Raw genomic sequence first — 23,860 nt, 5'->3', positions numbered from 1 at the left:
AGGGCGGACGATATGGGCAACCTCGTTGAGCCGATCGCGATCATCGGGATGGCCGGTCGTTTCCCGGGAGCGGTCGACACCCAGCGGCTCTGGCGGAACCTCGTGGCCGGCGAGGAGGCGGTGCGCTTCCCGTCCGAGGACGAGCTCCGGTCGAGCGGCGTGTCGCGTGAAGCGCTGGACGACCAGGCTTACGTGCGGGCGGTGGCCGAGCCTGAGGGCATCGACCTGTTCGACGCCGGGTTCTTCGGCCTGAACCGGCGTGAGGCCGAGGTGTGCGACCCGCAGCTACGGCTGTACCTGGAGACCTCGCACGCCGCTGTCGAGAACGCCGGTTATGACGCCTTGAGGCTTGGTAAGGCAGGTGTGTTCTCGTCGGTCGCCGCGAACCGCTATGGGATCGGCCGCGTCGTCGGGAACCTTGAGGCGCTCCGGAGTGCCACCGGCATGGCGACCGGCATGTGGAACAACCCCGACAGCGCGTCCACGCTGGTCTCGTACAAGCTGAACCTGCACGGCCCCAGCATGACCGTGCAGACCGCGTGTTCGAGCTCGCTCGTGGCCGTACAGCTCGCCGTGAACGCCCTCCGGCTCCACGAGTGCGACGTCGCTCTGGCCGGCGGCGCCGACGTCGAGTTTCCCATCGGTCACGGGTACTGGTGGGCTCAGGACGGCCCGCTGAGCCGGGACGGCCACTGTCGCCCCTTCGACGCGGCGGCCACCGGCACGATCTTCGGCAGCGGCGTCGGCGTCGTGGTGCTCAAGCGGCTCGCCGACGCCATGGCCGACGGCGATCGGATCACCGCGGTGATCCGGGCCGTGGCCGTCAACAACGACGGCGCGAACAAGGTCGGCTTCACCGCGCCCAGCGCCGATCGGCAGGCGGAGGTCGTGCTGAGAGCGATGGAGCTGGCCGGTGTGGGTCCCGAGGACATCGGGTACGTGGAGGCGCACGCCACCGCGACTCGGCTGGGCGATGCCATCGAGATCGCGGCGCTGAGAAAGGCGTTCAGCGCTCGGGCGACGTCGGGACTCGCGCCCGGGCGGTGTCCCATCGGATCGATCAAGGGAAACGTGGGCCATCTGGGTCACGCGTCTGGGATCACGTCGCTGATCAAGGCGGCGCTGTCACTCGATCATGAGCAGATCCCCGCGAGCGTCAACTTCACGGAGGTGAACCCGTTCCTTGAACTCGGGAACTCACCGTTCTTCGTCAACGACACGCTGCGGCCCTGGCCTCGATCGGGCGACCAGCGACGCCTGGCGGGGGTCAGCTCGTTCGGCATCGGTGGCACGAACGCGCACGCGATCCTCGAAGAGCCGCCGCCCCGCGTCGTCGACCCCGCTCCGGGGCCCACGCAGCTGATCGTGTGGTCGGGACGGACGCCGTCCGCGGCCGAGGCGTACCCGGAGCGGCTTGCCCAATCCTTCAAGGAGAGCGCGGACCCGCTCTCCAGCGTCTCGTTCACGCTGCGGCAGGGACGCACGCCACACCCGGTGCGCGGCGCCGTGGTGGTCGAGAGCATGTCCGACGCGGCCGCCGCCGTGCGTGACCACGGGCGGCGAATCGTCACCCCGGAGGAGCAGGCAGACCGGAGCACCGTGTTCCTGTTCCCGGGAGAAGGGGCGCGGCACGCCCATATGGCGGCGGAGCTCTATCGCACCGAACCAGCCTTCAGCCAGGCACTCGACGAGTGCTTCGCGCTCTTCGATGCCTGCGGCCTGCCCCAGCGGCAGATCTGGGAGCGGGCGCCGGAAGAGCCGACGCTCTTCAGCGTCGAGTACGCGCTGGGGCGACTGTGGCTGGCGCTGGGCATCGAGCCCGACGCGCTGCTCGGCCACGGCATCGGGGAGTTCGCGGCCGCCACGCTCGCCGAGGTGTTCACCCTCCCGGAAGCGGTCCGGCTGGTGAGCGCCCGAGCCATGGGCGCTCACCAGCCGGACTTCGACGGTATCGAGTTACGTCGTCCTCGGTGGAAGCTCTACTCCGCGTCCACCGGCGACCTGGTGAGCAGCGTGGACTTCTGGAGCCGGCAGCTCACCCAGCCCGCCCTGTTCAAGCAGGCGCTTGAGGCCGTGTTGTCCGACGGTGACCGGGTGCTGGTGGAGGTGGGCCCCGGGCGGACGCTCACCACCCTGGCGCGCTCACATCCTCAGGTACGCGCCAAGCGGCATTTGACGGTGCCGACGCTCCCGAGCGGGCCGGCCAAGGCCGCCACCGAACGCAGCTCGTTCCTGCATGCGCTGGCCCGGCTGTGGACCCTTGGCGCTGATGTGGACTGGTCGGCGCCGGCCGCGACGGGTGAACGCGTACCTCTGCCGGGCTACCCGTACCAGCGCGAGCGGTACTGGATCGAGTCTCCGAGCGGTTCCGCGCCCGTCCACGAGGCACGGGAACCAGCGGGCCATGCGGTGTTCCGTCTGCCCACCTGGGTGGAGGCCGCGCCGGCCGGGCACACCGACGTCTCGGACCGCGCGCTGGTATTCCTACCCGACGATGCGCGACGAGCCGCCGAGCTGGTCGCCCTGCTCGGCAGGGCCGGGTGGGATGACGCGTTGCTGGTGCGGCACGGCTCCTCCTATTCGGGAGCCCGGGGCTCGGAGTTCGTGATCCGTTCCCGCCACGAAGCGGACGTCGTCCGGCTGCTGGACGAGCTGAGAGACTCGCAGCGATACCCGGAGCTCATCATCGACGCGACGCAGCTCGGCGGCGGCCTGGCCGAGCCCGGCCTGAGCGACATCGACCACCAGATCGACACCGGTTTCCAGCGGATCGTCGAGCTGCTGCAGGAAGCGGCGCGACGGGCGCCCGACAAGCGCGCCCGCGACGTCCTGGTCGTCACCGAGCTGTCCGCGGACGTGACGGGCGGCGAGAACGTGCACCCGGTGCGGGCCATGCTGCTCGGGCTCCTGCGGAGCTACATCCTCGAGAACCCGCGCGCCATGTGCAAGCTCGTCGACATCCAGGACGGCGTGACCGATGACCGGCTGGTCGCGGAGCTGAGCGGCCGGAAGCGATCCGAGATCGTCGCCCTGCGGGGGGATCGGCGTTGGGTGCCCGGCGAGCGGGAGTTCGTCCCTGACGGTGCGGGCCCCGTCGACCTGCGTCACAGGGGTGCCTACGTCATCACCGGTGGACTCGGTGGCCTCGGTCTGGCCGTGGCACGTGGCCTGGCGGACACCGGTCTGCGACCACGGTTGCTGCTGCTGGGCCGTCATGTGACAGGCGGGCACGACGCCGAGCTCGCCGAGATCCGGGCTCTCGGCGCCGAGTGCCGCGTCGAGGCATGCGACGTGACCGACGTGGACGCGCTGCGGCGGGTGATCGACCAGGCGTCGGACTCCTTCGGTGGGATCAACGGGGTCTTCCACCTGGCCGGTGTGGCGGGAGGGGGCATGCTCCAGTTCCGGACGCGGGAGCAGGTGTCGGACACGCTCGCGCCGAAGGTCCACGGTACGTTGGCGCTGGTCGAGGTGCTGCGGGGCCGGGCGGACCTCGACTTCTTCGTGGCCTTCTCCAGCCGAGCGGCGCTCAGGGGCTTGGTCGGCGGCGCTGACTACTCCGCGGCGAACGCCTTCCTCGACGCGGTCGTACGCCGGCAGCCCTTGGCGGGCTGCGTCTCGATGACCATCAACTGGCCGTCCTGGGCCGAGGTCGGTATGGCTGCCCGTCAAGGGCGGCCGCCGCGAGACACGCCGTCGGATGTGCGTTGGTGGTCGACCCCGCTGTCGGCCGAGAACTATCCGATCCTGGACGAACACCGTATGGACGGCGTACCGGTACTGCCGGGCACGGCCCAGGTCGACTTCGTCCTGCGCGCCTTCCACGAGGCGATCGATCGCCCGAACGGGCGGCCCGCGCAGCTGCGCCACATGGTCTTCCGGAAGCCGATCACCACCCCGGAGCCGGTGTCACTCGAGGTCGGCTTCGAACCGCACGAGGACCTCTGGCGCTTCACCGTCCGCACCGCGCCGCTCTCCGCCGGCTCCCCTGACGGCTACCGCGTCCACACGACGGGAGAGATCCTGCTGGTGGACGCCGGGGTGGACACGGTGGACCTGGACGGGCTGCGCGCGTCGCTGCCCGAGCGGCGGATACCCGTGAACGACGCCGAGAACCGGCTGTTCACCATCGGGCCGCGATGGCCGGGAGAGGAGATCTGGACCTCCAGAGAGGACATCAGCACGAAGCTCGCCGTACTCACCTTTCCCGAGGCGTTCGACCACGAGCTCGACGAGCACGCGCTGCATCCCACCCTCCTGGACGCGGCGGTGTCACTGGCGCGGGATCCCGACCTTGAGCCTCCGCACGCGCCCTTCGCGTACCAGTCGATCGTGGTGCACCGGCCGATACCGGGTCTTGCCTACAGCCACATCCGTCGGCGCCCGAGCGGCTCGGACACGATCGTGGCGGACATCGACGTACTGACGGCCGGTGGTGACGTCGCCGTCGAGGTCAGGGGCTTCACGATGCGCCGCGTCGACGAATCCATGGTCGCCCCCGAGACCTCTCGTGAAGAGCGAGGCGCCGATGCCCCGTCGTCGCCCGACGACGGGATCACGCCCGCGACCGGGGTCGGCATGTTGCTGCGCCTCCTGGGTCGCCCCGGCCACAGACAAGTGGCGATCACCATGTCGGGGGAAGACGCGGTCCTGAGGAACTCCCCCGAGGACATGCCAGACGCCGCCGAACAACCGACGGCCATGGTACGTGCGCCTGAGCAGGTCCCAAGTGGGGCGCCATCGGACGAGGCGTCGCTCGAAGCTCGGCTGACGGAGATGTGGTGCGCCGAATTCGGTGTGGAGTCCGTCCGCCCCGACGAGGACTTCTTCGAGCTGGGCGGCGACTCCTTCGCCGCGGTGGGTCTGGTCGAGGAGATCCGCAGGGCTTTCAGCGTGGACGTCGGCATCGCGGTGATCTTCGACCACCCGACGGTGGCCGAGCTGGCCGCCGAACTGCACCGACTGACGGCATGATGGCGTTCAGCCACGAACCTTTCTGACCCATTCGTGAAGAGTCTCGGGAGGCAATTGCTCGACGATCTGGTGGCCGCCGTCGATCATGTGGACGGACAGCCATTCCGTTGTGTACTGGCTCCAGTCATTGAGAGACTCGGTGTTCCAGGAGCTCGCATCATCCTTGGCGCCGACCGCGATTATCGGCGCGTTGAGCATCGGGCGCGGATCTGTCTCAAGATAGCGATTGAGCAGCTGATATTCAGACCGCCAGAGACGTGCGTACTCGGGGAGAGCCGCCGTTTCCATGATGTGTGACGGCGCCTCCAGTTCCTCGGCCAATGCCCGGTCCGGCAGCTCCGCCAGAGGCGAGACAGGCGTGCGATGCGGCGGGTACTGACACATGACGACGATGCCGCGAAGCTGTCGCTCCAGGCGCTTGGCCGCCTCCAGGCAGACCAGAGCACCCATGCTGTGGCCCACGAGCACGACGTCCGTGGCGCCGGAGTCCGCGATGAGGGCCGCGAGCGCGGCGCCGCGCTCGTCAACGGAGGGCACATTCATCGGCTCGCTCCAGCCGGCCCGGCGGACGACAGGTTCCCTGCCCGGCTCGTTCCACCGCTCCACGAACTTCGTCCGGCCGCCCAGACCGGGAACGAAGATGACGGCCCGGCCACCATCGAGTGCCGGGCTGACAATGTAGCTCGCAGGCTCCTGACCACCCATTTCATTCGCTCCTATTGACAAGTGACGAAGTACAAGGGCCAACCATTTACCAACGTGTAACTACCCCATCCCGGACAGTCTCCATATATCCCAACACCAACCGCCAGAGGCAAATTTTCCGAGAATACTGGTTCATTTCAGTAGATCATGGCAAAGTGTGGCAGGTGTCCACGCTGCTAGCTGCCGCCGTGATTATCCTGATCGCCTCAACAGTGCACGCGGTGACCGGATTCGGGTACGCCCTCGTCGCCACTCCCCTACTGGCCCTCACGGTCGACCCTCATACAGCGGTGGTCGCCACGACGATGTCCGCCCTGGCCATGACCGTCACGATCGCCGTGCGTCAGCGTCATCACGCCGAGTGGAAGGTGGCCATGATCGCCATGGCCGGCATCGTGCTCGGCATGCCGCTCGGCCTCTGGGTCTATGGAGTGACGTCCGAGCGAGTGCTCACGGCCCTCATCGGGGTCGGCGTCCTGGGCTGCACGGTGATGGTGTGGCGGCGCGTGAAGGTGCCGGGGAATGTTCCCGTGCTGGTGGGAGTCGGCTTCATCTCCGGCGCACTCTCCACCTCGACCGGCACCAATGGGCCGCCGATGGTCGCCGCCTTCCAGGGGATGGGCTACGACCCCACGAAGTTCCGCGCCACCCTCTCGGTGGTGTTCGCCGGCACCAGCGTGCTCAGCCTGGTGGGATTCGCCGTGGCCGGCGAGGTGAACACCCAGTCGATCTGGATCGGGGTGGTGGGCCTGCCGATCGTGCAGCTGGGGTATTTCGCGGGTAACGCGGTCTTCCGCCGCATCGATGCGGAGCGCTTCCGCAAGGTGGTGCTGGCGGCCCTCCTCGTCAGCGCGGTGGTAACCCTCTCCGCCGCACTCAACGGCTGACGCCCGCGGCGCGTTTCTACAGTTTTACGGCAGGCACGGTGAGCCCCAAGCGCCGCACGGGGTCGGCCTCTGTCCAGGGAGACGCTCCTCCGGTGGAGATGGCCGGGCGCCGTGACGAGACGGTGAGACCGCCCGCGTGGGCTCCCGGCCAAACTGGCTTCCGAGAGGGGCAGCGACTGCCGCACGTCGCTTAGGAGATCTTGCGGCGGTAGGTGTTCATGGCGAAGGCGTAGGCGACGACGAGGATGCCGACGCACCAGCCGAGGGCGATCCAGATGTCGGTGCCGACCGGCTGCTGGGTGAACAGGGCGCGGATGGCGTTGACGATGGAGGTGACCGGCTGGTTCTCGGCGAAGACGCGCAGCGGGCCGGGCATGGTGGCGGTGGGCACGAACGCCGAGCTGAGGAACGGCAGGAAGATGAGCGGGTAGGAGAACGCGCTCGCGCCTTCCATGGTCTTCGCGGACAAGCCGGGGATGACGGCGATCCAGGTCAGCGCCAGGGTGAACAGGATCAGGATGCCCGCCACCGACAGCCACGCCAGCACTCCCGCCCCCGAGCGGAAGCCCATGAGCAGGGCGACGAGCGTCACGACCACGAGCGAGATCAGATTGGCGACCAGCGAGGTCAGCACGTGCGCCCACAGCACCGATGAGCGCGCGGTCGGCATGGACTGGAAGCGCTCGAAGATGCCGCCCTTCATGTCCATGAACAGCCGATATGCGGTGTAGGCGATGCCCGAGGCGACCGTGATGAGCAGGATGCCGGGCAGCATGTAGTTCACATACGAACCCGACCCTGTTCTGATCGCGCCGCCGAACACGTACACGAACATCAGCATCATGGCGATCGGCATGATCGCGGTGGTGATGATGGTGTCCGGGCTGCGCGTGATGTGGCGCAGGGACCGTCCCAGCAGGACGGTGGTGTCAGTGAGGAAATGCTTGCTCATTGTTGTTCCTTATGCCTTCGTGCCGACGAGGGTGAGGAAGACGTCCTCGAGAGTCGGCTGCTTTTCGACGTATTCGACCTTGGCGGGTGGGAGCAGTTGCTTGAGCTCGTCCAGGGTGCCGTTGACGATGATCCGGCCTTCGTGGAGGATCGCGATCCGGTCGGCGAGTTGTTCGGCCTCGTCCAGGTACTGCGTGGTGAGCAGCACCGTTGTGCCGCGGCCGGCGAGTTCCTTGACGGCCTGCCAGACCTCGATGCGGGCCTGGGGGTCGAGGCCGGTGGTCGGCTCGTCGAGGAAGATGACCGGCGGGTTCCCGATGAGGCTCATCGCGATGTCCAGGCGCCGGCGCATGCCGCCGGAGTACGTCGCGACCTTCCGTCCACCCGCGTCGGTGAGCGAGAAGCGGGCGAGCAGATCATCGGCGATCTCGCCGGGTTTCTTGAGATGCCGCAGCCGGGCGACCAGCACGAGGTTCTCCCGCCCGCTGAGGATCTCGTCGACGGCGGCGAACTGCCCGGTCAGGCTGATCGATTCGCGTACGTCCGCGGCCTGGGTGGCGACATCGAAGCCGTCCACCCGCGCCGTCCCCGCGTCGGCCTTGAGCAGCGTGGAGAGGATCTTCACGACCGTGGTCTTGCCGGCCCCGTTGGAGCCGAGCAGGGCGAAGATGCTGCCCCGCGCCACGTCGAAGTCCACGCCGCGCAGCACCCGCAGCTCCTTGTACGCCTTCTCCAGGCCCTGCACCTGGATCGCCGCAGCTTGCTGTGTCGTCATCAGTCTGTCCTGTCTTCTGTCGTGGTGTTCTCGCCGGCGGCGCTCTCGATGGCGCTGGTGAGGCAGCTATTTAGTGGCGCTGACTACCGGTACAAAGTAGCACTGACTACTAGTACATAGCAACACCGAATAGCTGAGGTTTGAGCGTGTGGGTGCGGGCGGCCTGATCGCTGTTCGTGAGCGAGTCCGTCATCCCTTGGGCGAAGACGGGCTCCGCCGGCTCACTGGAGAGTTCGATCGTCGCGGACGAGGCGGAAGCGCCCCGCGATCACGAGTGCGTTCGCTGAACTGTTCATGGCGTCCACCATCGCCGACCGCGCTGATACCAGCCCGTTGCCGTGCTGACATGGACGCTGACACGACACCGCACCAGGCCCGCCTGGCACGCCTCCCAAGGGGCGATTCGGCGTCCACAGGGCCCTCCCTGGGGCCCCGGGATCTCACCGTCGGCCGCCCGCTGGACGTGCGGGCGGGTGTCCACCAGCCGAGCGCCGCGGGCGACCACGACGCCGGCTTCGGCGGGAGACAACCGGCGCGACTCAGCGCGACTTGGAGCGCGCAGCGGCAAGCGGGCTGTCGATGGCCAGGGGTCCGAAGAACTCCGCCTGGTGTTACTTCTCGGCCTTGCCGGATTCCCCGTTGATGGACTCCTGATAGATCTCCGCGTAGGTGCGCGAGTCCTTGATCAGGTCGTCGCAGAAGGCAGCGACGTCGTTACCGAGGAGTTCGAGGACTCCCTTGCCGGCCGCGACGCCCTCCTCGAAGAAATCGACGATCCCTGTGAGCAGGGACCCGTCGAACAAGTCGATCGGTCCGACCTTGAAGAGGTACTTCTGAATCTCCTTGTAGACGATCCGGTAGTCCGGCGGGAGCGCCTTGACCCGCGCCATGTGCGCCCGCCACTGCTTCTTGCCCTCGATGATGTCTTGGATGCCCACGTCAGCCTCCCAGCCGGCCCAATTTCCTGGCGACGTTCCTGTTCAACTGCTCGCGCCATCGGTCGCGATAGCTCCGAGCCCCTTCTCCGCCGACCAGCGCCGCGCAGAAGCCCGCGATGTCGTCACCCAGCACGTCGTGAATGCTCTGCTCATCAGCCGCTGTCTCTTCGAGCAGCCCCAGGGCGCTGTCGAGGATCGGCATCAGGTTGCGACCCGAGAAGTCCCCGTAGGGAAAAAGATGACCCTTGATCTCTTCCCACGCCGCCCGGTATTCGGCCGGCAATTTCGCGGCCCGGGCTTCGAACGCCTTCCAGTCCCTGGTGAGATCGCTGCCCGTCATGGCCTCCCAGAAGTTCATCTCCCGCCCTCCTTGAGCTTGTCGATCCGTGATGTGACGTACTCCCATTTCGCCCAGAACCTCGCGAGCTCTTCGCGCCCCGCGTCGTTGAGCGCATAGAACTTGCGCGGCGGGCCCATGCCGGACGGTCGTTTCGTCACCTGGACGAGCCCGTTCTTCTCCAGCCGCAGCAAGATGGTGTAAACCGTCCCCTCGACGACGTCGGCGAAGCCGAGCTCGTTCAGCCGACGCGTGATGGCGTACCCGTAGGTCTCCTCGCTGCCGATGATTTCCAGCACGCAGCCCTCAAGCGTGCCTTTCAGCATCTCCGTCAGGTCGTCCATCGTGATTCCTCATTCGATCTCCTAGTACTTTGTAGTACCGAGTACCACTACACAGTACCACGGAGTAGAGAAGAGAACAGACCGACGAACCAGAAAGGATCAGGACCGCACGCCCGCGCAGCTCCACAGGCGTGTGCGCCCGCGACGACGTCCCCGGACCAGCATCTGGGGCCAAGGCGTCAGTGGCCGCCACCCGCCAGGTTGAGACCGACAACGCCGAGGAGGATGAGCGCGATCGAGGCGATCTTGAGGAGGGACACGCCTTCTCCCAGCACGATCATGCCGAGCGCGGCCGTGCCGACGGCACCGATGCCTGTCCATACCGCGTAGGCCGTACCGATCTCGAGGGTCCTGAGCGCCAATGCCAGCAGGCCGAAGCTGAGCACGGCGAAGACGAAGAAGCCGATGCTAGGCAGCAGTACGGAGAATCCATTGCTGTGCTTGAGCGAATAGGCCATGGCGACCTCGAACAGACCGGCGACAATGATCATGAGCCAGGCCATGACAGCCCCTTTCTTCAAGGAGCGTCGTCTTTGCAGGCCGGGTACGGCGCATCTCGTCCGGGCGGGACCCGATCGGCCCCACATCGCTGACAACGGCCGCGCCCACGTGAGGATTCCCGGCCGCGGCCCAGGCCCGATCCTTCAATTCTCGAACCGTCTATAGGATGGCGACATGACCACGCCCGAGCTCACCGCGGTGGTGGCCGCGACCCACGAGATCTGGATGCGGACCAACGACCTGATCGGGCAGGCACTGGCCGAACACCAACTGACACCGGCCACGTTCCACGCGCTCTGGGCCATCGACCCGGCCGAGCCGCCACCCTCGATGAAGGTGATGGCCGAACGCCTGTATTGCAACGCCCCCAACCTGACCTTCATCACCAACCAGCTCACCGACCGGGGCCTGGTGGAGCGCGCCGTGGACCCGGCCGACCGCCGCTCTCGCGTCCTGGTCCTGACCGCCAAGGGCCGCGAGGTCCGCGACGAACTGGTCCGGACGGCGCTGGAGAAGACCCCGCTGGCGGCGCTGACCGACAGCGAACTGCGGCAGCTCATGGCCCTGCTGAACCGCGCCGTCCGACCCGGCTGACTCACCCAGCCGCCGCGCCGTCCGACTCGACTGACTCACCCAGCCGCCGCGCCGTACACCGGAAGCTCGACTCAGGTCGCTTCCGCGTCGTAGGGAGGCAGTTCGCCGTAGCCCAGCTCGTCGACCGGCTCAGGATCGTAAGAGGTGGTGACGGGCTCCAGCTGCTGGGGCTTGTTGGCCCAGTCGTCCTCGTCCTCCAGCAGGTGCTTGCGGACGAAGTTTTTGGGGTTGAGGTCGCTGGGGTCGAAGTTGGAGAACTCCGGGCCCAGGCCAGCCCGCAGGTCGTCGCGTGCGCTGTTGGCCATCCGGCGCAGGTTGCGCAGCGTCTTACCGGCTTGCGAGGCCGCCTGAGGCAGCTTGTCGGGACCGAAGACGAGCAGCGCGATGACGACCAGCGCGCAGATCTCCATCCACCCGAGTCCGAACACCGTTTGCTCCTACCGCAGTCCAACCAAACCGGGGACAACCCGACCCCTCAAGACTAAGGCCAAACCGCCCCGGCCAGGTCGCCAGCCCCCGTCTCGGTTCAGCAAGACCACGTAGACGGTCTCCAAGACCACGCGGGCGGTCTCACCGTCTCGTCGCGGCGGCCGGCCACCTCCACCGGAGGAGCGTCCCCCTGGACAGACCCCGGCTCCGCACGGCGGGTGGGGCCCACCGTGCCTGCCGTAAAAGCTGTGAAAGAAAAGCTTTTGGAAGTCAGGACGGCGTCGGAGCCGGGGTGTCATCCGCGGTAACGGTCAGCGTGGCGGTGCGGTCTTGGCCGGCGCGTTGGTACTTGATGGTGATCTTGGAGCCCGGAGACTTGCTGCGGATCAGGGCGATCAGTTCGTTGCCGTCCTGCAGCATCAGCCCGTCGATCTCCATGATGACGTCGCCCGCCTTGAGGCCCGCCTTTGCGGCCGGGCCGCCCGCGTCGACCGGCTGCCGCCCCTCCGTCGGGCCCGAGGCGATGCGTACGCCCTGACCCTTGTAGTCCTTGTCGAGGACGATGCCGATCTTGGGGCGCTTGGCCTTGCCGGTCGTGATGATCTCCTCGGCGACGCGGCGTGCCTGGTTGACCGGGATGGCGAAGCCGAGGCCGATGCTGCCGCCCTGGCTGCTCATGGAGCGGCTCAGCGTGGCGATCGCGGAGTTGACGCCCACGACCTCGCCCTTGCCGTTGACCAGCGGGCCGCCCGAGTTACCGGGGTTGATGGCGGCGTCGGTCTGGATCGCGCTGATGTAGGCCGGCTCCTCGGTGCTGGTGCCGCTCTCGTCGCCCGCGATGACCGGGCGGTTCAGGGAGCTGACGATGCCGGTCGTCACCGTGCCGGTGAGGCCGAGCGGGGAGCCGATCGCGATGACCGGGTCGCCCACGACCACGTCCTCGGAGTTGCCGAGGGTGATCTCGGGCGTGCCGAACGTCTCCTCCGGCTTGACCACGGCCAGGTCGGAGCCCGGGTCACGGCCGACGATGCGGCCCTTCGTGGTCTTGCGGTTGTTGAACATGATCTGGATGTCGCCGCCCTTGGCGGCCGGGGCGACCACGTGGTTGTTGGTGACCACGTAACCGTTCTTGATCAGGAAGCCGGAGCCCGACACGCCTTCGGCGCTGCTGGCGTTGACCTCCAGCGAGACCACGCTGGCCCGGGCGCGGGCGGCCACTCCGGCGACGGAGTCGGGGGCCCGGTTCGTGGCGCCGCTCGGGATGGGGCCGAGGCTGAAGGAAGGGTCGGTGCCGCTGCCGCCCGACCTGGTGAGCAGGTAGGTGCCGACGCTGCCCAGCCCCGAGGCGACCAGGGCGATGACGACCGCCAGGACGATCAGGACGCCCGTGCCGGGACCGCGCCTGGGAGCAGGTGCCGACGTCAGGCCGCCGGGCGGTGGCGCCCAGCCCGCGCCCATGCCGAGCGCGTTGGGCGGCGGGGGCGGGCGCTTGTCGCCGCCACCGAACGGCGGCGGGCCCGCCGAGTTGCCGAAGAACGGGCTCTCGTAGGTGCGGGTGCTGTTGGGCGGCGGTGGCTCCTCAGCCGGTCCCTGGCCCGAGGCCGGAGCCCCGTACGAGGCCGGAGGCGGGTAGGAGGGGCTGCCATAGGACGCGGTGTCTCCGGGGCGGCCTGACGGGTCACCCCACCGGCCGCTCTCGAAGGAGGCCGTCTCGGACCGCCATCCAGACTGTTCGGCCTGGTCGTCGGCCGGCAGGAACTCCGGCCGCCCCTGTGGCTCAGGGAAGTCCGACGGCATGCGTCCTTCTGGTGGGCGCTTCTCGTCGGTCATCTAGATCTCACCACTCCTTGCCTCGGACACCGCAATCCTGGCGTGAACGGCATACGAGAGTCGTAAAGCAATTGTCAGGCAATGAGCCAACATATGTGGACACCTGACAGATTCCCGAACTCAAATCGTATGCCCCTGACGCCGTCGACTACGCCACTCGAGTATCCCAGGCATTCCTGAGAGCGGGCGGGAGATCAGGGCGTGGCGGTGGGCAGAGTAGTGGTCGGCGACGAAGTGGGCGTGTGCCGCGCCTGCTCGAACAGCTCGACCGGCGGCGCCTGGGCGCTCTGGCCGACCCCCGAGACGGCGAAGAAGGTGCCGAGCGCGACGGCCGCGGAGACCACGCCGACCGCCACGTACGCGCCGCGCCGCCTACCCCCGCGGCCAGGGCCCGAACCGCCACCAGTCGCGTCCCTGCGCGGGCGGTTGTCCAGCGGAGCGATGCTGTGCGGCCCAGGGATGGGCACTCCGCCGAACGTCCGGGTAGGGAAAGGCCGCTCCCTGGGGGGCAACGGGCCACCGGGCTCGGACATCCGCAGCAACGACATGGTGAGATCGGCCGGCATCACCGGGCCGTCGAGCGAGCGCAGGCGCGACTTCAGCGCCCGCATCGACTCGACCTCCCGCCTGCAGTCGCCACAGAAGGTCAGATGGGCTAGAGCGCGGTCGCGTTCGGTGTGATTCAACTCACCGTCCACGAGCGCGGAAACGCGTTCTCCAAGATGCGACATATCAGACTTCCTCCCCACGGGTCCCCGACGGGAATGATGGCGGGGGGAGTTGGGAATTACGGGGGGCCCGGTGATCGAGCGCCTCCCGCAACTGCGCCCGGCCACGGTGAATACGGCTTCGGACCGTACCCAGCTTGACGCCGAGCGTGGCCGCGATCTCCTCGTACGACAGACCCTCGATGTCACACAGCACGATCGCGGCCCGGAACTCCGGTGCGAGCGCGTCGAGCGCGGCCTGGATGTCCGGCTCAAGGTGGGCGTCGTCGAACGCCTGCGCCGGTGACGGCTCGCGCCCGCGCAGCCGTTCGGCCGCGTCGTCGGCGAGTCCTTCGAACCGGATGCGCTGCTTGCGCCGCGCCATGTCGAGGAACAGGTTCGTCGTGATCCGGTGCAGCCAGCCCTCGAACGTTCCGGGGGTGTAACTCGACAGGGACCTGAAGACCCGCACGAAGACCTCTTGGGTGAGATCTTCGGCATCGTGGACATTGCCGGTCAGGCGATACGCCAGCCGGTATACACGTGCGGAATGAGTCCGCACCACTTCCTCCCAGGTGGGAGGCGTCCAGTCAGACACGGGAGTATCGGCCTGGTGGTCACTTTCGTCCACCAGAACTCCTCTCATTGGGACCACCGCTACCGCCATAGTGCCTGGTTTCGTCCCTTCGTGCGTACTGCCTGCCTTCCGGACCGGCAAAGCCCGTTTAAACCTGCAACGCCTCACGGTCGTCTTGAGTTCCCGTCCCGGCGTGTCTCCCCTAGGCTGCGATCGGTGACCAATCGCACGAAAGTGGGGGGAGGAGGCCGATGACCAGTCCGGTAGAGGCCACTCTGGCCTATGCGGAGCAGTTCCATCATGAGGATGAGATCCTGCACGCGGCGCGCCTGCGCGGCCTGGAAATGGGTGCCACGCCCATCCTTCCCGGGGGCGGGGCGGCGCTCTGCTTCCTCGCCACGGCCGTCAACGCCAAGTCGGTCGTCGAGATCGGCACGGGCTGCGGCGTCTCCGGTCTGTGGATGCTGCGCGGCATGCGCCCCGACGGCACGCTGACCAGCGTCGACGTGGAGCCGGAGCATCAGCGGCTGGCCAGGCAGGCGTTCGCGGAGGCCGGGTTCTCCGGCGGCCGGGTGCGGCTGATCACCGGCCGGGCCCTCGACGTGCTGCCCCGCCTCTCCGACGGCGGTTATGACATGGTCTTCGCCGACGGGGCCAAGCAGGAGTACGCCGACTACCTGTCCGAGGCCGTCAGGCTGCTGCGCGTGGGCGGCATCGTCGCCTTCGACAACGTCCTGTGGCACAACCGCGTGGCCGACCCGGCGCAGCGCGACCCCGACACGGTCGCGCTGCGCGAACTGGGCAAGCTGGTGCAGTCCGACGACCGGCTGCGCTCGCTGTTGATGCCCCTGGGCGACGGCCTGCTCGCCGCCGTCAAGATCGCCTCATAGCGCCAAATCTGCGGCGCCTACTGTTGGCGCCTCAGCCGAACCCGCGGCGCGTGCACCTGGCGCCTCAGCCACACCAGCAGCGCGCGTACTCCTAGCGCGTCAGCCACTCCAGCAACACGCGCACCCCGAACCCGGTCGCGCCCTTGGTGAGCACGCCCTCGTTCACGGTGCTGCGTCCGACGCCCGCGATGTCCAGGTGCGCCCACGGCCGCTTGCCCGCGAACTCCCTCAGGAACAACGCCGCCGTGATCGACCCGGCCCCATAGGTGGAACCGCTCTCGACATTGGCCAGGTCCGCGATCGAGGACTCCAGCGCCGGCGCGTAGTCGTCGATCAGCGGCATCCGCCACAGCCGGTCGTCACTGGCCTGCCCCGCCTCGACCAGCCGCTGGGCGAGGTCGTCGTCGGTGGCGTAGACGGCACCGTAGCCGCGGCCGAGCGCGACGGTGATCGCCCCGGTGAGCGTGGCGATGTCCACCACCGCGTCCGGGTCGAGCTCGGCGTCGGCGTAGGCGAGCGCGTCGGCCAGCACCAGCCGCCCCTCCGCGTCGGTGTTGAGCACCTCCACCGTGCGGCCGCCGTAGTGCTTGATGACGTCGCTGGGCCGCTGGGCCGTACCGGAAGGCATGTTCTCGGCCGCCGCGATCAGGCCGGTCACCCGTACGGGCGCGCCCAGCCGGGCGAGCGCGGAGATGACGGCGATCACCACGGCGCCGCCCGCCATGTCGGTCTTCTGGGTCTTCATGTTCTCGTTCGGCTTGAGCGACAGGCCGCCCGAGTCGAACGTGATGCCCTTGCCCACCAGCACGACGTGCCGGGCGCTCGGCTCGGGCGGTGTGTAGGAGAGCTGGATGAGGCGGGGCGGGTTGGCCGAGCCCCGGCCGACGGCCAGGATGCCGCCGAAGCCGCCCGCCTGCAGTTGCTCCTCGTCCCAGACACGTACCGGCACGTCCTGCTCGGCCGCGCGCTCGGCCAGCCAGAGCGGGTTCTTGACCGACGCGGGCGTGTTGGTCAGGTCGCGGGCCAGCGCCACCGCCTGGGCGACGGTCTGGCCGCGCCGCACCGCGTCCTCGTCGGCGCCGACGAACCTCAGCGCCCGCACGGACGGCTTGCCCGGCTCACCGATCTTGAAGGTGTACGCCGCCAGCAGCGCCGCCTCGGTGAAGGCCGTCACGTCGCCCGTCGGCGTCACCACGACCAGTGCTTCCCTGCCCTTGGCCTTGCGGGTGAGCGCGGCGCCGGCCTTGCGCAGCGCGCGCGGCGAGCCGTCGCCGATTCCGTACAGGAGCACCCGGCCGACCCCGTCCGCCCGCGCCACCGGGACCTCCACCACCTCACCCGCCTCTCCCTTGGCGTCGTAGTGCGCCAGCAGGGCGGCCGTCGGCAGGTGCAGATCCAGCTCGACGGCGGGTGTGAGATCGGCGTCATAGGGCACGGCGAGCAGCTCGACGTCCGCTGGTACGTCGGCCACCACCGATGCCGTGGTCTCAATGGGCACGGAAATCCCCCTCAAACGTCAGCGGCCCTGGCGCGGACGCACGCCAGGGCCGTGGAACGACCTGTGTCTCGGGAGCTCTCAGCCGACGACGTTCTTCAACGCTTCGCCGAGCGCCTTCGCCTCGTCGGCGGAAATCTCCACGACGAGCCGGCCGCCACCCTCCAGGGGGACCCGCATGACAATGCCGCGCCCTTCCTTGGTGACCTCCAGCGGACCATCGCCGGTCCGCGGCTTCATCGCCGCCATGCGTGCATCCCTTCCTGCCTTGGGCTCCCGCGGCCCGCGGTTTCCGGCCGCCCCTGAGGATGGCCGACGCATTCACGTCATCTGTGATGTCCTATTCTCCCGCATCGAGAGCGCGCATGGGTAACGATCTCCTCCCAGAATGCGTTGTCCATGCTGGCGAAGGCGGCCAAACTGGACTTCGTGCATGCTCGCGCCGCTCTGTTCGACCTCTATGGAGACCACCTGCGCTCGCGCGGTGGACAGGCGTCCGTGGCCGCTCTCGTACGGCTCATGAAGCCCCTCGAAATCGCCGCCCCAGCCGTGCGGACGGCTGTTTCCCGCATGGTGCGGCAGGGCTGGTTGCAGCCCGTCAGACTGCCTCAGGGCGCCGGTTACGGACTTACGCCGAAGTGCGTCAGACGTCTGGACGAAGCCGCCTTGAGAATTTACCGAGCCGGAACTTTGAGCTGGCGTGGCCGGTGGCACCTGATCGTCTTCGAGCCGGTCAAGGACCGCCCCCGCAGGGAACGGATCCGCGCCGACCTGACCTTCCTGGGATACGCCGCGCTGTCAGAGACGACATGGATCGGCCCGCGTTCGTCGATCGAGCTGGACAACCTGCTGGAGGGCGAGGGTGTGCGCGCCGACAGGTTCGACGCGGCGCTTGAGGGCGACCCGCGCGAGCTGGTGGCCCGCGCCTGGGATCTGACCGCCATCGGCGCGGCGTACGAGCACTGGCTGGCGGAAGCTGTCACTCTGGTCGGCGCGCTGCCCGGCGGCGCCCCGGCTGATCAGGTGTTCGCGACCAGGAGCAAACTCGTGCACGGATGGCGCAACTTCCTGTTCCGGGACCCCGGCCTCCCCCCGGAGCTGCTGCCATCCGCCTGGCCGGGCGAGAAGGCCAGGGCCTACTTCGAGCAGGAGGCGGTCCGCCTGCTGCCCGCGGCCGCCGCGTTCGTCGACAGGGAGCTGCCTTGATCCGCTATGACGTGACCGATGCCGTCGCCACCATCACCCTCGACCGGCCCGAGGCGATGAACTCGCTGACGGCCGAGGTGAAGGCGGCCCTGCTCGACGCGCTGCGCCGCGCCGCCGCCGACCCCGAGGTCCGCGCGGTGCTGCTCACCGGCTCGGGGCGGGCCTTCTGCGCGGGCCAGGACCTGCGCGAGCACGCCGACAACCTGGAGGCGGGCCGCGGCCTGGCCGACACGGTCCGCGCGCACTACAACCCCATCGTCGAGCTGATCACCACGATGCCCAAGCCGGTCGTGGCGGCGGTCAACGGCGTGGCCGCCGGGGCGGGCGCCTCGCTGGCCTTCGCGTGCGACCTGCGGGTGGCCTCGGACAAGACCAAGTTCGCGATGGCGTTCACCGGGGTGGGCCTGGCGCCCGACTCGGGCGCGTCGTGGACCCTGGCCCGCCTGGTGGGTCTGGGACGGGCGACCGAGCTGCTGCTGCTCGGCGAGCCGCTCGGCGCGGCCCGCGCGCTCGAACTGGGCGTGGTCACGCGCGTGGTGCCCGCCGAAGACGTGCTCAAGACCGCCCATGAGCTGGCCGTACGGCTGGCGGCGGGGCCTACCAGGGCGTACGCGGCCACGAAGCGCGCGCTGGCCTACGCCGCGACGCACTCGCTGCCCGAGACCCTGGCCGTGGAGGCCGACCTGCAGGACGAATGCGTGGCCACCCTGGACCATCTCGACGCTACGCGGGCCTTCCTGGCCAAGGAGCTGCCGACGTTCGGCGGCCGCTGACCGTCAGGGCTGTTCCTGCCGGGCCACGCAGCCCTCGATGTGGTCGTTGACCAGGCCGATGGCCTGCATGAGGGCGTACGCGGTGGTCGGGCCGACGAATCTGAAGCCGCGCTTCTTGAGGTCCTTGGCCAGGGCCTTGGAGGCCGGGGTGATGGCCGGGACGTCGGTCATCGACCTGGGGACCGGGGACTCGGCGTCGGCGTACTGCCAGACCAGGTCGGACAGGCCGCCGGGCAGGTCCAGTGCGACCCGCGCGTTGGCGATGGTCGCCTCCACCTTGGCGCGGTTGCGGACGATGCCGGGGTCGCCGAGGAGCCGGGTCACGTCCTCCTCGGTGTACGCGGCGACCTTGGGGATGGAGAACTGGTCGAAGGCGGCGCGGAAGTTCTCGCGCTTGCGCAGGATCGTCAGCCACGACAGGCCCGACTGGAAGGCTTCCAGGGAGACCCGCTCGAATACGCCGTCGTCGCCCCGGACCGGGCGGCCCCACTCCTCGTCGTGGTAGGTGATGTAGATCGGGTCCGCCATCCCCGGCCAGGTACAGCGGATCACTTCGGTCGCTTGCGTCACTTGCTCTCGTCCCTGTCCTCGCCCGGCGCCACCCGCACCGGCTCGCCCTCGCGCTCCAGCCCCTTGTCACTCGGCTGGGCCGCGATCGGCTCCCCGTCGTCGCTCGGCTGGGCCACGACCGGCTCACCGTCGCGAACCGCCTCACCGTCGCGAACCGGCTCGCCTTCCGTTGCCACGGCCGAGGCGTCGAACGCGGCCGTGCGATCAGCCGGCGCATCGGAGGGCGTGGCGTCGTCTTCCGGCTTCACCACGGCGTCCGGCTCTGCCACGACGTCCGGCTCCGCCACCACGTCCTGCGGCTCGTCCGTGGACGGCTCGGCGTGCTGGTCTGCCAGGTCGTGCGGCTCGGCCGCCGAGTCCCCCTCTTGAGAGAGGTCCCGGGGCGCGGCCGGTGGCTCGTGGTCGGTGCGCAGCCCGGCGCCCGGAGCCGCGTAGACCTCCTGCCGCGCGTACAGCCGGCTCGACAGCAGCTCGGAGACCCGCTGTTCGAGCACCGCGATCCTGGTGTCCCGAGCGCTGATCGCCGTCGCCGCCCTGCGCAGGGTCTCGTCGACACTCTGCGTGTGATAGCCGACCAGGTTGACCGGCAGCTGCAGCGCCATGAAGTCCACCGCCGTGAGCTGCCCGGGCTCGGGCAGGTCGAGAGGCGGCACGTCCGGCGGGAACTCGGTCAGCTCCCCGCCCCTTCCGAGGGAGACCAGGACCACGCAGGCCAGAATGGCGAGCGCGGCAATGGCGAGTACGACCAGCACATTGGCATCGTACTCATACGATCGAGGCACGAGTCCCGCACTTGCCGCGCCTGTTACGTCTTGGGACTCCCCGGGACGGGTCAGCCGGTGGCCTCGCCGAGCTCCTCGACGCTGGGCCGAACCGGCTTGCCGGTGGCCTCCAGGTGCGCGAACGCCTCCTCGACCGTGCTGGTCCAGGAGATGGCGTCGAAGACGTTGGCCCGGGTGAAGCCCGCGTCGTACATGTTCTCGATGAGCTGCCGCAGCGGCGTGTACAGACCCCATGGGTCGAGGATCACCAGCGGACGGTCGTGGATGCCGAGGACGCGGGCCGTCCAGATCTCGAACAGCTCCTCCAGCGTGCCGATGCCGCCGGGCAGGACGAGGAAGGCGTCGGAGCGCTCGTCCATGGCGGCCTTGCGCTCGCGCATGCCGGTGGTGACGATCAGCTCGTCGGAGTCCGTGTCGGCGACCTCGATGTCGACCAGGACCTGGGGGATCACGCCTATGGTCCGGCCGCCGGAGGCGCGGGTGGCGGCGGTGATGGCGCCCATGCACGAGACGGTGGCGCCGCCGCTCACCAGCGTGTGGCCACGCTGGGCGAGCTCGACGCCGACCTCTGTGGCGAGTTGGAGGTATTTCTCGTCAATCTTCTGGCTTGAGGCGCAAAACACGCAGATATTCACACATTTGAGCTTATTGGGGCTCGGCCGGCTGGGCGGCGACGGCGCTCTGCTCCTCCCGGAGCTGCTCGGACCGCTTGAGGTCGGCGTCGACGATGATGCGTACGGCCTCCTCGACGTCGTCGGTCATGGTGATGAGGCCGAGATCCTGCTCAGCGATCTTGCCGGTGTCCAGGAGTGTGCTCTTGATCCAGTCCATCAGGCCGCCCCAGAACTCCGAGCCCATCAGCACGACGGGGAAGGAGGTCACCTTCTGCGTCTGCACCAGCGTGAGCGCCTCGAACAGCTCGTCGAGCGTGCCGAACCCACCGGGCAGCGCGATGAAGCCGCACGAGTATTTGACGAACATCGTCTTGCGGACGAAGAAGTAGCGGAACTCGATGCCGAGGTCCACGTAGTCGTTCATCTTCTGCTCGAAGGGCAGCTCGATGCCGAGCCCCACCGACATGGCGCCCGCCACGTCCAGAGCGCCCCGGTTGGCCGCCTCCATGATCCCGGGGCCGCCGCCGGTGATGACCGCGTATCCGGCCTGGGCCAGCGCACGGCCGAGCGCGCGGCCCATGCCGTAGTCGGCCGAGCCCTCGGGCGTGCGGGCGGAGCCGAAGACGGTGACCGCCGGGGGCAGCTCGGCCAGCTGCCCGAATCCCTCCACGAACTCCGCCTGGATCCGCAGCACTCGCCACGGGTCCATGTGCACCCAGTCGGCGGGGCCCTGACGGTCGAGCAGCCGCTGATCATGGGTGGTCTGAAGCGCGAGACTGCCGCGGATCACGGCCTGCCCCTGACGGCGTTCCGGACGTGTCTGTTCCATGCGGTCACGCTAGCCCAACGCCGGGCGACCCCGCGCACAACGAGGACTAGTCACCCGTTGGAGGGCCTCTGCGGCAAATGCCCTGGTAGATGGCCCTAAGAACCCGCGTAAAAAATCTTGTAAGAAGCAGGAACCAGATTTCGACCTGCCTGCGTCTAACTGCCGAGGGTGCTGCTCGGGACTGAAAGTGGCTTTCCCCGCCAAATGGCCGGCGAGGAAAGCCACTTTCACTTTGTCAGCCAGTTCAGCAGAGCCCGCTCGCTCTCCACGATCTTCGGAAGCGACACATACTCCCCCTGCTGATGCGCCAGGTTCGGGTCACCAGGACCGTAGTTCACGGCCGGCACCCCCAGTGTGGAGAATCGCGCGACATCCGTCCAGCCCAGCTTGGCCCGCGGCGTGCCACCGACGGCGGCGGTGAAGGCCGCCGCCACGGGGTGGGTGAGGCCGGGCCGCGCCGCCGGGGCGCCGTCGGTGAAGCGGACCTCGAACCCGTCGAACACCTCGCGTACGTGCTCCTGCGCCTGCTCGATCGACAGGTCGGGCGCGAACCGGTAGTTGACCGTGACCACGCACTCGTCCGGGATCACGTTGCCCGCCACGCCGCCGCGCACGCCGACCGCGTTGAGCCCCTCGTGGTAGGCGAGCCCGTCGACCACGGGCTGCCGGGCCTCGTAGGCGTTGAGCCGGGCCAGGACCGGCTCGATGCCGTGAATGGCGTTGACCCCGAGCCACGACCTGGCGCTGTGCGCGCGCTTGCCGGCCACGGTGATCTCGGCCCGCAGGGTGCCCTGGCAGCCGCCCTCGATCACCCCGTCGGTGGGCTCCATGAGCACCGCGAAGTCGGCCGCCAGCCAGTCGGGGTGCTCACGCGCCACCCTCGTCAGCCCGTTGCGCTCGGCCTCGATCTCCTCGCAGTCGTAGAAGACGTAGGTGACGTCGCGGTTGGGCGCGGGCACGGTGGCCGCCAGCTTGAGCGCGACCGCCACCCCCGCCTTCATGTCCGAGGTGCCGCAGCCGAAGAGCAGGTCGCCTTCGACCCGGCTGGGCAGGTTGCCGGCGACCGGCACCGTGTCGAGGTGCCCGGCGATCAGCACCCGCTCGGCTCGGCCCAGCTCCGTGCGCGCGACGAGCGTCTCGCCCGATCTGTCGACCTTGAGGTACGGCAACGCCGCCAGCGCCCGCTCGACCGCGTCGGTCAGCGTCTTCTCGTCGCCGCTCACCGACTCGATGTCCACGATGGCCGCGGTCAGCGTCCGTACGTCCTGCGTCAGGTCCAGCATCAGGTGTTCACTCCGTGTTCGCGCAGCGCCTCGTTGAGCGCTGCCTTGTCGTGGCGCTGCCCCGGCTCCAGGCGCTTGATCACCAGCACGCAGGGCAATCCGAACGTGCCGCCGGGGAACTCCTTCTGGCGGGTGCCGCCGACGGCGACGCACCAGTCGGGCACGCGGCCGCGGGCCAGCTCCTCGCCGGTCTGCACATCGATCACCGGGATGGAGGCCGACAGGATCGTGCCCGCCCCGATGACGGCGCCGCGTCCCACCCGGGCGCCTTCGACCAGCATCGCACGGCTGCCGATGAGCGCGTCGTCCTCCACGATCACCGGCACGGCGTTGGGCGGCTCCAGCACACCGCCGATCCCGACGCCGCCGGACAAATGGACATTTTTCCCGATTTGGGCACAGGAGCCGACCGTGGCCCAGGTGTCGACCATCGTGCCTTCGCCGACGTACGCGCCGATGTTCGTGAACGACGGCATCAGCACCACGCCGGGCGCCAGATAGGAGCCCCAGCGCGCGATCGCTCCCGGCACCACCCGCACCCCGTCGAGCGTGGTCTTGAGCGGATGCCGGTCGTGGTGCTGGAAGTCGCCCACCTGCGACCTGGCCAGGCCGAGCACCTGGAAACTGAGCAGGATCGCCCGCTTGGCCCGCTCGTCCACGACCACCTCGCCGTCGGACAACCGAGCGGCCCGTGCCTGTCCCCTGTCCAGCAGGTCGATCGCGCTCACCACCACGTTGCGCGCGTCGAGGTCGCGGGGTGACAGCTCCTCGCGACGCGCCCACAGCTCGTCCACCGCGGATACGATCGGTGACACACCGCTCACGTGCCTCATGGCCACGGAGCTTATCTGGCCGGGTAGGTTTTTCAG

The 23,860-nt window shown here is 68.7% G+C and carries 25 protein-coding genes and 1 riboswitch; of the genes, 6 read left to right on the top strand and 19 right to left on the bottom strand.

The window, feature by feature from the left end:
• The first annotated feature begins 12 nt into the window (after window positions 1–12).
• Window positions 13–4,974 (top strand): SDR family NAD(P)-dependent oxidoreductase, encoded by a 4,962-nt coding sequence (locus ACQP2T_RS08865; protein WP_433515690.1) that lies wholly within the window; start codon window positions 13–15, stop codon window positions 4,972–4,974.
• 6 nt (window positions 4,975–4,980) lie between these two features.
• Here ACQP2T_RS08865 and ACQP2T_RS08860 read toward each other — a convergent pair whose 3' ends face one another.
• Window positions 4,981–5,679 (bottom strand): thioesterase II family protein, encoded by a 699-nt coding sequence (locus ACQP2T_RS08860; RefSeq protein ID WP_433515689.1) that lies wholly within the window; start codon window positions 5,677–5,679, stop codon window positions 4,981–4,983.
• Window positions 5,680–5,867: 188 nt separating this feature from the next.
• Here ACQP2T_RS08860 and ACQP2T_RS08855 point away from each other — a divergent pair, with 188 nt between their 5' ends.
• On the top strand, window positions 5,868–6,566 hold the full coding sequence (locus ACQP2T_RS08855) for a sulfite exporter TauE/SafE family protein (RefSeq protein WP_433515688.1): 699 nt from the start codon (window positions 5,868–5,870) through the stop codon (window positions 6,564–6,566).
• A gap of 190 nt (window positions 6,567–6,756) precedes the next feature.
• Here the strand turns inward: ACQP2T_RS08855 and ACQP2T_RS08850 are convergent, their stop codons facing one another.
• The 6 genes from ACQP2T_RS08850 to ACQP2T_RS08825 all read right to left on the bottom strand — a co-directional run bounded on the left by ACQP2T_RS08850 (window position 6,757) and on the right by ACQP2T_RS08825 (window position 10,414).
• Window positions 6,757–7,518, bottom strand: a complete 762-nt coding sequence (locus tag ACQP2T_RS08850) for an ABC transporter permease (RefSeq protein ID WP_433515687.1) — start codon at window positions 7,516–7,518, stop codon at window positions 6,757–6,759.
• 9 nt (window positions 7,519–7,527) lie between these two features.
• A complete protein-coding gene (locus tag ACQP2T_RS08845; protein WP_433515686.1) occupies window positions 7,528–8,292 on the bottom strand; it encodes an ABC transporter ATP-binding protein in 765 nt (254 codons plus the stop codon).
• Between the two features lie 611 nt (window positions 8,293–8,903).
• The gene (locus ACQP2T_RS08840) at window positions 8,904–9,230 is read right to left on the bottom strand and encodes a DUF1048 domain-containing protein (RefSeq protein ID WP_433515685.1); all 327 of its coding nucleotides are present in this window, start codon (window positions 9,228–9,230) and stop codon (window positions 8,904–8,906) included.
• 1 nt (window position 9,231) lies between these two features.
• On the bottom strand, window positions 9,232–9,588 hold the full coding sequence (locus ACQP2T_RS08835; RefSeq protein WP_433515684.1) for a DUF1048 domain-containing protein: 357 nt from the start codon (window positions 9,586–9,588) through the stop codon (window positions 9,232–9,234).
• On the bottom strand, window positions 9,585–9,911 hold the full coding sequence (locus ACQP2T_RS08830) for a PadR family transcriptional regulator (RefSeq protein ID WP_433515683.1): 327 nt from the start codon (window positions 9,909–9,911) through the stop codon (window positions 9,585–9,587). The genes ACQP2T_RS08835 and ACQP2T_RS08830 overlap by 4 nt, the downstream gene beginning before the upstream one ends.
• A 179-nt stretch (window positions 9,912–10,090) precedes the next feature.
• Complete coding sequence (locus ACQP2T_RS08825) at window positions 10,091–10,414, bottom strand: DMT family transporter (protein ID WP_433515682.1); 324 nt, start codon at window positions 10,412–10,414, stop codon at window positions 10,091–10,093.
• A gap of 18 nt (window positions 10,415–10,432) precedes the next feature.
• A riboswitch (guanidine-III (ykkC-III) riboswitch) is annotated at window positions 10,433–10,498 on the bottom strand.
• 88 nt (window positions 10,499–10,586) lie between these two features.
• Between ACQP2T_RS08825 and ACQP2T_RS08820 the strand changes: the two genes are divergently transcribed.
• Window positions 10,587–11,006, top strand: coding sequence for a MarR family winged helix-turn-helix transcriptional regulator (locus ACQP2T_RS08820; RefSeq protein WP_433515681.1), 420 nt, complete (start codon window positions 10,587–10,589; stop codon window positions 11,004–11,006).
• Window positions 11,007–11,077: 71 nt separating this feature from the next.
• Here the strand turns inward: ACQP2T_RS08820 and ACQP2T_RS08815 are convergent, their stop codons facing one another.
• From ACQP2T_RS08815 to sigE, 4 genes are all read right to left on the bottom strand, one after another.
• Entirely contained in the window at window positions 11,078–11,434 is a 357-nt protein-coding gene (locus ACQP2T_RS08815) for a sec-independent translocase (protein ID WP_357944255.1), read from the bottom strand.
• A gap of 271 nt (window positions 11,435–11,705) precedes the next feature.
• The gene (locus ACQP2T_RS08810) at window positions 11,706–13,265 is read right to left on the bottom strand and encodes a trypsin-like peptidase domain-containing protein (protein ID WP_433515680.1); all 1,560 of its coding nucleotides are present in this window, start codon (window positions 13,263–13,265) and stop codon (window positions 11,706–11,708) included.
• A 194-nt stretch (window positions 13,266–13,459) separates the two neighbouring features.
• Window positions 13,460–13,996 carry an anti-sigma factor family protein gene (locus ACQP2T_RS08805; RefSeq protein WP_357651909.1) on the bottom strand — a complete coding sequence of 179 codons (537 nt, stop codon included), beginning with the start codon at window positions 13,994–13,996 and terminating at the stop codon, window positions 13,460–13,462.
• Window position 13,997: 1 nt separating this feature from the next.
• The gene (gene sigE, locus ACQP2T_RS08800; RefSeq protein WP_372451219.1) at window positions 13,998–14,618 is read right to left on the bottom strand and encodes an RNA polymerase sigma factor SigE; all 621 of its coding nucleotides are present in this window, start codon (window positions 14,616–14,618) and stop codon (window positions 13,998–14,000) included.
• A gap of 182 nt (window positions 14,619–14,800) precedes the next feature.
• Here sigE and ACQP2T_RS08795 point away from each other — a divergent pair, with 182 nt between their 5' ends.
• Window positions 14,801–15,439: an O-methyltransferase gene (locus ACQP2T_RS08795; RefSeq protein WP_433515679.1), complete on the top strand. Its 639-nt coding sequence runs from the start codon at window positions 14,801–14,803 to the stop codon at window positions 15,437–15,439.
• 91 nt (window positions 15,440–15,530) lie between these two features.
• On the opposite strand, the gene ACQP2T_RS08790 is transcribed toward ACQP2T_RS08795, so the two are convergent.
• Together ACQP2T_RS08790 and ACQP2T_RS08785 are read right to left on the bottom strand one after the other, a co-directional pair.
• Window positions 15,531–16,937, bottom strand: a complete 1,407-nt coding sequence (locus tag ACQP2T_RS08790) for a leucyl aminopeptidase (protein WP_433515678.1) — start codon at window positions 16,935–16,937, stop codon at window positions 15,531–15,533.
• A gap of 78 nt (window positions 16,938–17,015) precedes the next feature.
• Window positions 17,016–17,183 carry a DUF3117 domain-containing protein gene (locus ACQP2T_RS08785; RefSeq protein ID WP_020545024.1) on the bottom strand — a complete coding sequence of 56 codons (168 nt, stop codon included), beginning with the start codon at window positions 17,181–17,183 and terminating at the stop codon, window positions 17,016–17,018.
• Between the two features lie 150 nt (window positions 17,184–17,333).
• Between ACQP2T_RS08785 and ACQP2T_RS08780 the strand changes: the two genes are divergently transcribed.
• Both ACQP2T_RS08780 and ACQP2T_RS08775 read left to right on the top strand, forming a co-directional pair.
• Window positions 17,334–18,140, top strand: coding sequence for a PaaX family transcriptional regulator (locus tag ACQP2T_RS08780; protein WP_433515677.1), 807 nt, complete (start codon window positions 17,334–17,336; stop codon window positions 18,138–18,140).
• On the top strand, window positions 18,137–18,913 hold the full coding sequence (locus ACQP2T_RS08775; protein WP_433515676.1) for an enoyl-CoA hydratase-related protein: 777 nt from the start codon (window positions 18,137–18,139) through the stop codon (window positions 18,911–18,913). The genes ACQP2T_RS08780 and ACQP2T_RS08775 overlap by 4 nt, the downstream gene beginning before the upstream one ends.
• A 3-nt stretch (window positions 18,914–18,916) precedes the next feature.
• Here the strand turns inward: ACQP2T_RS08775 and ACQP2T_RS08770 are convergent, their stop codons facing one another.
• The 6 genes from ACQP2T_RS08770 to ACQP2T_RS08745 form a co-directional block, all read right to left on the bottom strand.
• A complete protein-coding gene (locus ACQP2T_RS08770; RefSeq protein WP_433519739.1) occupies window positions 18,917–19,441 on the bottom strand; it encodes a DNA-3-methyladenine glycosylase I in 525 nt (174 codons plus the stop codon).
• A gap of 38 nt (window positions 19,442–19,479) precedes the next feature.
• A complete protein-coding gene (locus tag ACQP2T_RS08765) occupies window positions 19,480–20,235 on the bottom strand; it encodes a hypothetical protein (protein ID WP_433515675.1) in 756 nt (251 codons plus the stop codon).
• An 80-nt stretch (window positions 20,236–20,315) separates the two neighbouring features.
• Window positions 20,316–20,900 carry a TIGR00730 family Rossman fold protein gene (locus ACQP2T_RS08760; RefSeq protein WP_433515674.1) on the bottom strand — a complete coding sequence of 195 codons (585 nt, stop codon included), beginning with the start codon at window positions 20,898–20,900 and terminating at the stop codon, window positions 20,316–20,318.
• A gap of 10 nt (window positions 20,901–20,910) precedes the next feature.
• Window positions 20,911–21,708 (bottom strand): TIGR00730 family Rossman fold protein, encoded by a 798-nt coding sequence (locus ACQP2T_RS08755; RefSeq protein WP_433515673.1) that lies wholly within the window; start codon window positions 21,706–21,708, stop codon window positions 20,911–20,913.
• 227 nt (window positions 21,709–21,935) lie between these two features.
• On the bottom strand, window positions 21,936–22,991 hold the full coding sequence (gene dapE / locus ACQP2T_RS08750; protein WP_364005085.1) for a succinyl-diaminopimelate desuccinylase: 1,056 nt from the start codon (window positions 22,989–22,991) through the stop codon (window positions 21,936–21,938).
• A complete protein-coding gene (locus ACQP2T_RS08745) occupies window positions 22,991–23,824 on the bottom strand; it encodes a 2,3,4,5-tetrahydropyridine-2,6-dicarboxylate N-succinyltransferase (protein WP_433515672.1) in 834 nt (277 codons plus the stop codon). Before ACQP2T_RS08745 ends, dapE begins: the two co-directional genes overlap by 1 nt.
• Window positions 23,825–23,860: the final 36 nt, after the last annotated feature.

Source organism: Nonomuraea sp. CA-143628, assembly GCF_050942315.1.
In the GTDB taxonomy this organism is placed as follows: Bacteria; Actinomycetota; Actinomycetes; order Streptosporangiales; family Streptosporangiaceae; genus Nonomuraea.
The sequence above is the reverse complement of the archived record's forward strand: the minus strand, read 5'-3'. Positions and strand labels throughout refer to the sequence as shown.

What these genes read in the sequence shown, in the direction of transcription:
- ACQP2T_RS08865 (WP_433515690.1), top strand. Translation starts at nt 13, where the DNA reads ATGGGCAACCTCGTTGAGCCGATCGCGATCATCGGGATGGCCGGTCGT.
- ACQP2T_RS08860 (WP_433515689.1), bottom strand. Translation starts at nt 5,679, where the DNA reads ATGGGTGGTCAGGAGCCTGCGAGCTACATTGTCAGCCCGGCACTCGAT.
- ACQP2T_RS08850 (WP_433515687.1), bottom strand. Translation starts at nt 7,518, where the DNA reads ATGAGCAAGCATTTCCTCACTGACACCACCGTCCTGCTGGGACGGTCC.
- ACQP2T_RS08845 (WP_433515686.1), bottom strand. Translation starts at nt 8,292, where the DNA reads ATGACGACACAGCAAGCTGCGGCGATCCAGGTGCAGGGCCTGGAGAAG.
- ACQP2T_RS08835 (WP_433515684.1), bottom strand. Translation starts at nt 9,588, where the DNA reads ATGAACTTCTGGGAGGCCATGACGGGCAGCGATCTCACCAGGGACTGG.
- ACQP2T_RS08830 (WP_433515683.1), bottom strand. Translation starts at nt 9,911, where the DNA reads ATGGACGACCTGACGGAGATGCTGAAAGGCACGCTTGAGGGCTGCGTG.
- ACQP2T_RS08825 (WP_433515682.1), bottom strand. Translation starts at nt 10,414, where the DNA reads ATGGCCTGGCTCATGATCATTGTCGCCGGTCTGTTCGAGGTCGCCATG.
- ACQP2T_RS08820 (WP_433515681.1), top strand. Translation starts at nt 10,587, where the DNA reads ATGACCACGCCCGAGCTCACCGCGGTGGTGGCCGCGACCCACGAGATC.
- ACQP2T_RS08810 (WP_433515680.1), bottom strand. Translation starts at nt 13,265, where the DNA reads ATGACCGACGAGAAGCGCCCACCAGAAGGACGCATGCCGTCGGACTTC.
- ACQP2T_RS08805 (WP_357651909.1), bottom strand. Translation starts at nt 13,996, where the DNA reads ATGTCGCATCTTGGAGAACGCGTTTCCGCGCTCGTGGACGGTGAGTTG.
- sigE (WP_372451219.1), bottom strand. Translation starts at nt 14,618, where the DNA reads ATGAGAGGAGTTCTGGTGGACGAAAGTGACCACCAGGCCGATACTCCC.
- ACQP2T_RS08795 (WP_433515679.1), top strand. Translation starts at nt 14,801, where the DNA reads ATGACCAGTCCGGTAGAGGCCACTCTGGCCTATGCGGAGCAGTTCCAT.
- ACQP2T_RS08785 (WP_020545024.1), bottom strand. Translation starts at nt 17,183, where the DNA reads ATGGCGGCGATGAAGCCGCGGACCGGCGATGGTCCGCTGGAGGTCACC.
- ACQP2T_RS08780 (WP_433515677.1), top strand. Translation starts at nt 17,334, where the DNA reads ATGCTGGCGAAGGCGGCCAAACTGGACTTCGTGCATGCTCGCGCCGCT.
- ACQP2T_RS08770 (WP_433519739.1), bottom strand. Translation starts at nt 19,441, where the DNA reads ATGGCGGACCCGATCTACATCACCTACCACGACGAGGAGTGGGGCCGC.
- ACQP2T_RS08755 (WP_433515673.1), bottom strand. Translation starts at nt 21,708, where the DNA reads ATGGAACAGACACGTCCGGAACGCCGTCAGGGGCAGGCCGTGATCCGC.
- dapE (WP_364005085.1), bottom strand. Translation starts at nt 22,991, where the DNA reads ATGCTGGACCTGACGCAGGACGTACGGACGCTGACCGCGGCCATCGTG.
- ACQP2T_RS08745 (WP_433515672.1), bottom strand. Translation starts at nt 23,824, where the DNA reads ATGAGGCACGTGAGCGGTGTGTCACCGATCGTATCCGCGGTGGACGAG.